We start from the raw sequence: 10345 nt of genomic DNA, 5'->3' as shown, positions 1-10345 counted from the left end.
TTCACGCCGATACCGCAGGTCGAACCAGAAAGCTGACTGTGCGTAACCGTCGCCGACCAGTAGCCCGGCCCGGGGGTCACGCCTGGGACGCCGACACCAGACGAGTTCTTGAACCCGTTACGCGCAACGAGCGTCGTCGCGTCGGTGTAGTACGTCGAATCGGAGAAGAACGCTTCCTCAGCGGTGACGAGGTTGCGCAGGTCCGACTTCATCGCCGTTACGTACGCCTTGTTCTTGGTGTTCGCGAACTTCGGAATCGCGATCGCGGCCAAGATGCCGATGATCACGACCACGATCAGGAGCTCGATGAGGGTGAAGCCCTTCCGAGCACGAAGCATTGTGGACATGAGGCTCTCCGTGGGGAATATCGAGAAGAGAAACAGGCGCGCGGCGGGGGAGCCGGGGCGACCACGGCGAGGATTAGGCAACGGTCAGACCCTAGCGGAGCCCATAGAAAAGCTTATGGGCGCCAAGGACATAGTGAGTCAGAGGGCACTCTTGCCCGGCTTGAGACGACCGCGACTTGCACGATGCATCGCGAATTGCGCTATCGGACGTGCGCCGATGCGGAGGCCATGCTAGCGATGCGTGCCGTTTCTAGGTGGATGCGAACAGTGTCGTCCAGATTCCGGCCGTAGCCGCCCGCGATGGTGATCGCGACTGGTATACCCACTTCACGGCAGAGATCGATCACGAGCGCGTCGCGCCGCGCCAATCCATTGAAGGAAAGACCCAACCTGCCCAGGGCGTCGCCCTCGTGCGGATCGGCACCGGCGAGATAGACGACGAGATCCGCGCTCGCGCGGGCGAGCACCGTCGGCAGACGAGAGGTCAGTTGATCGAGGTAGTCATCGTCCCGCGTGCCGTCGGGCAGCTCCACGTCGAGCGAGCCCGGGATTTTGTGAAAGGGATAGTTCCGGCCGCCGTGCATGCTGAAGGTGAAAACACTCTCATCGCCGGCGAAGATGGCATTGGTTCCATTCCCCTGATGTACGTCGAGATCGACGATCGCGGCGCGACGGACGCGGTGAGTGCGCTGGAGCGCGCGAATGGCGATGGCGACGTCGTTGAACACGCAAAATCCCTCGCCGTGATCGGCAAATGCGTGGTGTGTTCCGCCAGCCAGGTTCATGGCCACGCCGTCCTCCAATGCGGCGGCGGCTGCTTCGCAAGTCCCTCCCACGGCGCGCAGCGATCGCTCGACCAGTGCGGAAGACCAGGGGAAACCGAGGCGGCGCAACTCCTCGGGCGAGAGGCGTCCCTCGAGAAAGCGATCGACGTAGTCTGCCGTGTGGACGAGCTGCAGCGCTTCGCGTGTGGCCCGTTCCGGCTCGCGTAGCGCCTCCGGCGCGACGATACCGTTGATTAAAACTTGCTCACGCAGAAGCTGGTACTTCCCGATCGGAAACCGATGTCCGGCCGGGAGCGGGAACGTATACCGGGCGCTCGTCCAGAGGCGGAGCAAGACTAGGGGCCAGGGAATAGGGCCTGGGGCGACCACGCGCCACGCTTACACGCGTTCATCCTCGTTTGCCGAGCCGCACGGTGAACTGCTTCCGGTCGCCATTCCGCAGGACGGTTACAGATACGCTGTCGCCTGGCTTGTGCGAGTAGAGCACATCGCTGAAGTCGTAGAGGTCTTTCACCGGACGGCCCGCGAATTCGACGACGATGTCGCCCGACTCCAGGCCTGCTTGCTCGGCGGGACTGCCGGCGCGGATGCCCGTTAAGCGCAGCCCCTGGTTGCCGCCAGTCATATCGGGAATCGAGCCGAGATAAACGTCGGAGCCCTCACGGTCCCCTCCGACTGGCGGCGGCGCCGCGCCTCGCACGAACGTGAGTCGCCCTGGGCGATCGGCGATGGCGCGAATGACGCTCTCGGCGACGTCGACGACGCGCGCCTCGCCCTTCGCGTTGATCTTGCTCACCACATCAGTCGCGCGGTGATAGTCCTCGTGAAGATCGGTGAAGAAGTGCAGCACCGGGATATTGCGCGCATAGAACGAGCTGTGATCGGATGGACCGTAGCCATCGCCGAGTGCCGTTAGGCGTAGCGGTGCACGCCACTGCCGCTCGGTAGCAGTCGCGACGTTGGCGCTGTCGAGCAAAGCCGTGAGCTCCGTCGCCGTCGCGACGCCGTAGACGATCAGCTTGTCGTCTCGCAGTCGTCCGACCATGTCGAAGTTGATCATGGCGTCGGTGCTGTCGAGCGGGACAGGGCTGTTCGCGACGAAGTACTCGGAGCCGAGCAGGCCCATCTCTTCGCCGCTAAAGGTGACGAAGACAATCGTGCGTCGAGTGGGCGACCTCGCGAAGAGACGCGCAAGCTCCAGGACAGCGGCAGTGCCTGAAGCGTTATCGTCCGCGCCGCGACGAACGGCATTCTTGCGATCCGGGTCGAGCGCACCCTGAGTCGAGCGCCCGAGATGATCGAAGTGCGCTCCGACGATCACGAATTGCCCGCGAAGCGCCGAATCGCGACCGGGCAACAGGGCCACAACGTTCTGCGTCGGCAACGAGAGCGGCGCGACGTTGTGAGCAACGAGCGGATGGGCGACAAAGTGTTGCTCGAAGTCGCCGCCCAACGGTGTCAGACCGAGCGTCTGGAATCGCCGTGCGATGAACGCGGCCGCGGAATCATTGCCCGGCGTGCCAGTGCCGCGGCCTTCGAGTGCGTCGCCCGCAAGGAAGGCGATATCGGCGTGGAGACCGCGCGCGTCCGCGTGGTTTTCGGCGGGTCTGGTTCCCGCCGCGCCAGGCACCGGAGCGGCGCTGGCGCAGGCGTGCAAGACGGCGCTCAACGCCACCAAGGGCGCGCCGATAAAAAACCGTCGCGGCGAGGCCGGTAAGCCGCGCGGGAAGAACATCCCCATTCAACTCCATGTTCGAGGCAAGTGGAAGCGAAGTTACGCGACGAAGCGTCAAGCGGGTACTGGGCCAAAAGGTCGTGACGGGTCGCCGCTGCAGGCGTCTGCTGAGAGTCCGGGGCGTGCAGGGGCGCGGCATGCGTCCGTGACATCGATGCTGCGCCGCTTTGATCCGATGCCGACCCAGTGAATCCAGCCATCGTTTTCGCCTGCCAGTACGCACGACTCGTCTGGCTTCTGCTCCACGATCCGAGAAACATCGAGGAGCAGAAGGACGCGTTGCGTGCGGCGATGGCCGTTGTTGGCCAGGGTCCAGTCACGATTGCGCGACGCGGGAGCCGAGTGTTCGCGAACGGCAAGGCTCTGCCAGACGCGCTGGCGGCGGCTCCAGAGCTGGGTGCTCAGATGATGCAGCACGGGGTAATGATCATCGAGCTGGCCGCGAATACTCCCCCGGCGGAGCTCCTCGGTACGGCGAGAATCCTTTCGACGCCCGGATCGAGCGGCGACAAGGGCCGCAACGCAAAAGAACATTTTACGCCGCTGAAGCTTGGGGCGCTCAAGTTCGCGTACGAGGACGACACGCTCTCGCCAAAGCTGGACAACAAGCTCTCCGAGCCGACGCCGCTCCCCAGCAAGGGAATGCGACTGCCGATGACCGGAGGAACGCCGGTGCAGGGGATGCAGCTCGTAGAGAACCGCGAGATGTGGCATCAATTCCGAGCTGTGCAGGTGGCGAAGGAAGACACCGAGTCGCTCTTTGCGGCGCTCGACGTTGCCAAGTCGCCTAACGAGGAAGGGGAGCGGCTCGACGAGCTGGCGACGCTGGCGGAGCATTCGTCGCGAGACGGGCGCACGCACGTGCTCGCCGCGATCTGCATCGGTATCGTGCAGCGGGAGTCGAACGGGAATAGCGAAACTCGCCGGCAGGCATGCACGATGACGTTGCGCCGATTGCTTCGGCCGGCGTTGCTCCGCGGGATCGCGATGCTCCTGCCGCGTAAGCGTGACATCGCGGTCGATCTGGAGCGCGTGCTCTCGCGCGCTGGCGCCGAGGGAGCGGACGCGGTGATCGAGCTCCTGACCGAAGAAGCGCTGGCGACTGACCGGCACGCGTACCTCGAGGTTCTGCCCCGCCTGCAGACCGGCGTCTCGACGCTCGTCCATATGCTCGGCGACACGCGGTGGTTCGTCGTGCGCAACGCGTCGGATCTCCTCGGCGAGATGAAGGTGCAGTCCTCGGAGCCGGCGCTCCTGCCGCTCCTCCAGCACGCCGATGAGCGAGTGCGGAAATCGGCGGCGAACGCGCTGATCAATCTCGGAACAACGGCGGGATTCCGAGCGGTGTGCGAGATGCTTCAGGCCGAGTCGCCGCGGACGCGCGCGCACGCGGTGATGGCGCTCGCGTCCCGGAAGGACGAGAAGAGCACCGCGCAGCTACGCACGGTGCTCGAGGACGAGCCGGATACCGAGGTTCAACTCGCGCTGCTCTCCGCGTTGGGCAAAATCGCGACCCCGGCGGCGGTCGAGCAGCTCATTCGCGCGGCGGAGCCGAAGCGCCGATTGCTCGAGCGGAAGCCGAACTCGTTTCGCATTGCGGCCATTCAGGCGCTGTCGGAGGCGAAGACGCAAGCCGCGATCGCGGCGATCTCCGTGCTGCGCGAGGATAAGGAGCGGGATGTGCGCGATGCGGCGGCGAGGGCGTACCAGCGCGCGACCCGCTCAACTTGAGACCACGGAGCGATGGTCGGGCCTAACGCGCGGTGAGATCGATCGTTGCCGGGACCGCACGACAGGCTTCAGCGAGCAGCGTCGCCGTTTTATCGACGTCCTCGAGGCTGATCATCTCGTTAGGCGAATGCATGTAGCGGTTGGGAATCGAGACGAGCGCCGTCGCCACGCCCTCTCGAGCGATGTGGATCGCGTCGGCATTGGTCGACGTGTCCCGCCCCACCGCATGCACTGAGAAGGGAATCTTCTTCGTCTGTGCCGTATCGCGAATGAGATCGAACACCACAGGCGAGATCAGGGCGCCGCGGCTAACCACCGGGCCGGAACCCATCTTGTGTTCGCCGAGCTCTTTCTTCTCGAGATTCGGATGGTCGGTCGCGAACGTCACGTCGACGACGATGGCCATCTGCGGATTGATGCAATGCGCGCAAACGAGCGCACCGCCACCGTGCCAGGCAATTTCTTCCTGTACGGTCGCAGCGGCCACGACCCGCGCCGATCCGGGATTCTCGGAGTACCGACGCAGCGCCTCCAGTATGACGAACGCGCCGATGCGGTTGTCGATCGAGCGCGAGACGAGACGTCCATTGGGAAAATCGACGCTTCTGGAATCGATCACACCTGCATCACCGATTTGCAGGCGCTGCTCCACTTCGGCGCGGTTCGATGCGCCGATGTCGACCCAAAGATCAGTCATCTTCGAGGCGTGCTCGCGGTCGCTGTTCTTCATGAGGTGAATCGGCTTCTTGCCAACGACACCGACGACGTCACCGCCGTGGCCAAGAAAGCGAATGCGCTGACCAACGAGGACCTGCGGATCCCAACCGCCAATGGGAGAGACGTAGATAAACCCATCGTCGTCGATGTACTGCACGATCAGACCGATCTCGTCGAGGTGCCCATCGAGCATGATCGTCGGTGTACCGCTTGGATTCACCTCGGCCATGCAGTTGCCGGCGACGTCCGTGCTCACGTGTTTCGTGAATCCTGCGGCCTCTTCTCGCCACACTCGGCCTGCGGCAGCCTCATAGCCCGATGGGCCCGGCGTATCCAACAAGCGTTTCAGGAACGCGATCGAGGACGGGTTCAGCATTCTCGTTCAACGAAAGTGAAGCTCGGTGCGGCCGACTTCGGCGGCGTATGGGCACAGGAACATGACGAAACGCCCTGGCCCTCGGAAACTCAAGTGATTGGTTGGGCTTCGCAACAACGACCCGAACGAACGCCACCTTCAGCGGGCGCTGGTCGAGGGACTCCTGTCCTCGCGAACCGGGAACGCCCAGAAGCTGACCGCAAGGATAACTAATCCGGCGATGAACCAGCGAAGGTCTTCGGTGAGGCCGTAGTAGAGAATGCCGAACCAGGCTACCATCTGCCCGAGAAGCCACCCGTTGAGGCTCTCTGGGATCCGGAGCTGGGCGCGCCGGCGCTGCGCGAAGCGGCTGTTGTAAAACCGCATATCCGCCATCTGGACGAGCGCATACAACCAGGTGAGCACGCCAACGCCGCGAAGCTTGAAGATGAAGTTGGGCGCCCGGACAGTAGCGGGGCCAAGCGTGTGGAAGATCCAGACGACGAGGCCGAAAAAGAGGGTCAATCCGAGGAGCACGGCGCGCACGTGCGCGAGGCGCTCGGGAGTGAGCCAGTCGTATCGGGTCGAAACCTCGTCCGAAGGGCCGAGGCCGACGATCGGTGGAACCATGAAACCCTAACCTTGAACCGCCAGCCTCAATATATGCCGCAGGTTGTGAGCCTGCCTATGTACCCGGAATCCGCGTCCAGATGACGACGACGCCGCAGATGGTGGTTCCTTCCTTCGTGTTGAACTGCGGTGGTACCGTTGCGGCGCCTTCGTAGATCTCGATGCCTTCGACGTCTTGCGGGACGATGTCGTCGATGTTGAGGCCGTACGCCTTCACCCCATCGACCCAGTACTGGGGCGGACAATCGCGTCCGCCCATCGACGCCCGGTTGAAGCGCAGCGTGGCTTGGCCGCCACCGCGCAGCGGAACGAGACGAGCGCCGGGGATCATTCGCATCATGTCACTCAGGTTCATCGGGTTTCGTTTCTCGATGTCCTCTCGAGTTACGAAATGACCGAAGCCCCGCGAGCTGCGGTCGTAGAAGTCGGCGAGTATTTGACGGCGGCGCGCGAGCTCTTCGACCGTTACGCCTTCGATTTCCGTCGCCGAGGCCTCGAGCACGACGTTGAGCGCGAGCGTTTTTCCCTCTGTGATCGCCGTGTCGAGGGACTTCGGTGCGAAGCCGAGCCGGCGGAAGTGGAGCTCATGCTTTCCGGCAGCAATGCTGGGGAAGCGGAAGACGCCGAGACTATCGGAGTGCACCGCGCCTTTGAGCTGCAGCAACACGACCTCGACGCCGGGAATGGGCGTACCGGTCGAGTCGCGCACGGTGCCGGAAATCGCACCCACGGACTGCGCGGACACCGATGCGAACGCCGGTAGCAGCAGCACGGGTACACAACGCCGGACGCAAGCAGACAACGCCGCCGTCCGTGGGCGCGAGCGTAACATGGAACCCTCCGAAAGCGTTGCCTTACGAGCACGGCGACGCCGGTTCCCCGACGGGGCAAAGCGCGTGCGCGCAGATCTCGCGGCGTGCTCGTCACCGGCAGGGACCGCCAATCGCTCGACTGGCGGTCCCCAAGGTCTAATGTACCCGAAGTTCAATCCTCGAGTTCGGAAATGTGTCGAACCGCGAAGCCCCTGTTAGGCGCGCTCGCCGCCGACGCTCTTCTCTGGCAGGCGGAGACCGTGGTTCGCGAGAAATCGCCGCGCGATGTAGAGAGCCGCGCCGATGAGTAGGCCAACGGGGACGAGTATGCCTAGAGAGGCGATCAGGCCTGCTGTAAGGCTGACGAAATTCCTTCCCGCCTGGGCGAATGCATCGCGCATCGGGTGCATTCCGGCATGCTCGGCGACGATCGGGTACGCCTCGTGGAGGGCGATGGTGAGCGTGCTGACCGATGCGCGCGAGCTGAGATACCGCATTCGTCCCTCGAAGCGCTCGATTTCTTCACGGACGCGCGCGAGCTCGCTCTCGACGCGCAGCACGTCGGTGAGCTTGCCGGTGCGATTGGCGAGGAGGTCGGTGAGACGTTGCTCGAGTCGCCGCGCGTTGGTCATGCGCGCCTGTACGTCGACAAATTCCTCGCCGACGTCCTCGACGTTGACATTCACGGATTCCAGCTTGCCGATGGGTGAGAGTCCACTCACTGCTTCGTCGAAATGCTGTGACGGAATGCGGAGCTCGAGCGAGGCGGCCCGCGTTTGTTCCTTGCCATCCTCCATCGTGGTGTTGGCGATGACGGCGCCGGTGCGCCTTGCCACGTCGCGAACGCGGGAAATTCCTACGTCGAGCGACTCGACTTGCACCGACGCCTGGCCGACACGAACGAGCATGCTTCCGGGGACGACATCCTGGGGAACGGCCGGTGGAGCGATGGTTCGCGTATTCTCTGGAGCCGGACTGGCCTCCGCCTCACTTACAACGACGCGTGCGCGATCGGCGGCGCCAGCAGCGCCAGTGGTATCGTGACGTGCGCGGCTCTCAAAGCCGTCGAGGGCAGCAGGAGAAACTGAGTCGGCAATCCGCACGACGCCGGCGGAAAACGCTGCTTTCGCCGCCTGTGGACTGTGAGCGTACTGACGCCTACCGGCATCGGCGTCGCAGCCGGTCATCGCGGCCGCGATGACGATGAAGAGCAGGGCTAGGCGCGTTGTGGCGGACATCGAATCCTCGATGTAAGAGCGACCCGACAGCGGGGTCGAGCAGATCAGTCGGATCGCCGCTGTGACCATCCCGTTCTCGACCCCGAGCGGGAGACGTCGCGGCGCGTCGGAACTTGCACACCTCATCCACGGTCGAGTGTAGTTTTTCGCAGCACTGGCCCACTCATTGGAGCTTCATGACGCCGTCCAGCCTTGGCAGGCGGAGTGTCGCGGCGATCGCCGCATTCCTCGTCGGAGCGCCGGCCGCGGGGCAAGCGCCGCGAGACGCGAAAGGCACTTCCGCCGATATCCAGGACATTCGCTACGAGATCACCTTCGACCACGTCGCCGCGGCGTCGCGGACGGTGAAGGTCTCGATGACCTTCGCGGTCGGGGGAAACGCTCCGGTGATTCTGTCGCTTCCCGAATGGACGCCGGGCGCGTACGAGATTAGCAACTTTGCACGTTGGGTCTCTGACTTCGTCGCGAAGGCAGACGGTCACGACCTGACGTGGAGCAAACAGGATTATGACAGCTGGCGCGTCGAGCCGGCTGGCGCGAAGAGCGTCACGGTGAGCTTCACGTATCTCGCGGACTCGCTCGACAACGCCATGGCGTGGACACAGCGCGACTTCCTGCTCTTCACCGGTACCAACCTGTTCCTGTACCCCGAGGGACGCTCGCTCGGATTCCCGGCGCGCGTAACGGTGCGTACTGAAGCGGATTGGCGCGTCGCGACGGGAATGCAAGCCGAGGGAGCGAACAGCTTCCGCGCGACGAACTATCACGATCTGGTCGACATGCCCTTCTTCGTTGGCCGCTTCGACATCGACAGTGCGCAGATCTCCGGGAAGTGGGTGCGCTATGTGACCTACCCTCAGGGGAGCGTGAGCGGTGCCGCGCGCCTAACGGCTTGGGATCAGCTCAAGCGCGTGATTCCACCCGAGGTTGCGGTGTTCGGCGAAGTGCCGTGGGAGAATTACACGGTCATGCAGATCGCCGACTCATCGTATCAAGGCGCGAGCGGTCTGGAACATCAGAGCTCACACGTCGACGTCGTGACTCCGGTCGCGATCGGGAGCACCTTTCAGCCGTCGCTGTACGCTCACGAGATCTTCCATGCGTGGAACGTGAAGCGTCTGCGACCGGCGGAAATGTGGCCGTACGAATACGATCGCTCGCAGCCGACGCCGTGGCTGTGGGTGAGCGAAGGGATCACGGACTACTACGCCGATCTCGCTGAGGTGCGCGGCGGAGTCGTCGACGAGAACGGCTTCTATGCCGCGACGGCGGCGAAGATGCGTGAAGTGAGCGACACCCGACCCGTCTCGCTGGACGACGCGTCGATCGACACGTGGATTCATCCGGTCGACGGCACGCAGTACACGTATTACGCGAAAGGCTCTCTGGCGGGATTGCTCCTCGACATCATGATTCGCGACGCGAGTGACAACCGCCAGTCTCTCGACAACGTGATGAGAGATCTCTATACGAATGTCTACAAGGCCGGCCGCGGCTTTACCGCGACGGACTGGTGGGCAGCGGTAAGCAAGGCAGCGGGCGGAAAATCCTTCGGCGATTTTGCGGCACGATACGTAGAGGGCCGCGAATCGTATCCATGGGATCGCGTGCTCGCGCTCGCGGGACTGCACACGAGTCGGCCGAACGCGCCGCGTCTTGGCGTGTACACGGTCGCCGACTCCGGTGGTGTGCTGGTGACGCGCGTCGAGGAGGGGAGCTCAGCCGCGGCGGCGGGGGTGCGAGAAGGGGATTACCTCCTCACCGTCGGCGACATTCCTGTGACAGACGAGCAATTCGGCGAGCATTTCCGGGGCAAGTTCGGCAACGCGGCGGAGGGTTCGCCGATTGTCGTGAAAGTGCGACGCGCGGGACAAACGCTCTCGCTGACGGGAAAGCTGCGCTTTGCGCCTGGAGATATCGTACTCGAGGCGGATACGAAGGCTGGAGCGAAGGCCGTGCGAATCCGAAACGGAATCGTGAGGGGGAAGTGACCTG

The 10345-nt window shown here is 63.8% G+C and carries 9 protein-coding genes; 2 read left to right on the top strand and 7 right to left on the bottom strand.

The annotated features are described in order from the left end of the window. The 3 genes from VGH98_21240 to VGH98_21230 all read right to left on the bottom strand — a co-directional run. On the bottom strand, window positions 1–347 hold a 347-nt coding region (locus tag VGH98_21240), incomplete at its 3' end, for a prepilin-type N-terminal cleavage/methylation domain-containing protein (protein HEY2378519.1). 200 nt (window positions 348–547) lie between these two features. Next, window positions 548–1465: a histone deacetylase gene (locus VGH98_21235; protein ID HEY2378518.1), complete on the bottom strand. Its 918-nt coding sequence runs from the start codon at window positions 1463–1465 to the stop codon at window positions 548–550. A 55-nt stretch (window positions 1466–1520) separates the two neighbouring features. Next, window positions 1521–2873 carry a M28 family peptidase gene (locus VGH98_21230; protein HEY2378517.1) on the bottom strand — a complete coding sequence of 451 codons (1353 nt, stop codon included), beginning with the start codon at window positions 2871–2873 and terminating at the stop codon, window positions 1521–1523. Between the two features lie 180 nt (window positions 2874–3053). On the opposite strand from VGH98_21230, the gene VGH98_21225 reads away from it, so the two are divergent. Then, window positions 3054–4598: a HEAT repeat domain-containing protein gene (locus VGH98_21225; protein HEY2378516.1), complete on the top strand. Its 1545-nt coding sequence runs from the start codon at window positions 3054–3056 to the stop codon at window positions 4596–4598. A 22-nt stretch (window positions 4599–4620) separates the two neighbouring features. On the opposite strand, the gene VGH98_21220 is transcribed toward VGH98_21225, so the two are convergent. From VGH98_21220 to VGH98_21205, 4 genes are all read right to left on the bottom strand, one after another. After that, the gene (locus VGH98_21220; GenBank protein ID HEY2378515.1) at window positions 4621–5691 is read right to left on the bottom strand and encodes a M20/M25/M40 family metallo-hydrolase; all 1071 of its coding nucleotides are present in this window, start codon (window positions 5689–5691) and stop codon (window positions 4621–4623) included. Between the two features lie 138 nt (window positions 5692–5829). Then, complete coding sequence (locus VGH98_21215; protein ID HEY2378514.1) at window positions 5830–6300, bottom strand: hypothetical protein; 471 nt, start codon at window positions 6298–6300, stop codon at window positions 5830–5832. A gap of 55 nt (window positions 6301–6355) precedes the next feature. Then, window positions 6356–7132 carry a TonB-dependent receptor gene (locus VGH98_21210; GenBank protein HEY2378513.1) on the bottom strand — a complete coding sequence of 259 codons (777 nt, stop codon included), beginning with the start codon at window positions 7130–7132 and terminating at the stop codon, window positions 6356–6358. 195 nt (window positions 7133–7327) lie between these two features. Then, window positions 7328–8350 (bottom strand): DUF4349 domain-containing protein, encoded by a 1023-nt coding sequence (locus VGH98_21205; protein HEY2378512.1) that lies wholly within the window; start codon window positions 8348–8350, stop codon window positions 7328–7330. A 176-nt stretch (window positions 8351–8526) separates the two neighbouring features. Between VGH98_21205 and VGH98_21200 the strand changes: the two genes are divergently transcribed. After that, window positions 8527–10341: a PDZ domain-containing protein gene (locus VGH98_21200; protein HEY2378511.1), complete on the top strand. Its 1815-nt coding sequence runs from the start codon at window positions 8527–8529 to the stop codon at window positions 10339–10341. Window positions 10342–10345: the final 4 nt, after the last annotated feature.

It is taken from the genome of Gemmatimonadaceae bacterium, from assembly GCA_036496605.1.
In the GTDB taxonomy this organism is placed as follows: Bacteria; Gemmatimonadota; Gemmatimonadetes; order Gemmatimonadales; family Gemmatimonadaceae; genus AG2.
The sequence above is the reverse complement of the archived record's forward strand: the minus strand, read 5'-3'. Positions and strand labels throughout refer to the sequence as shown.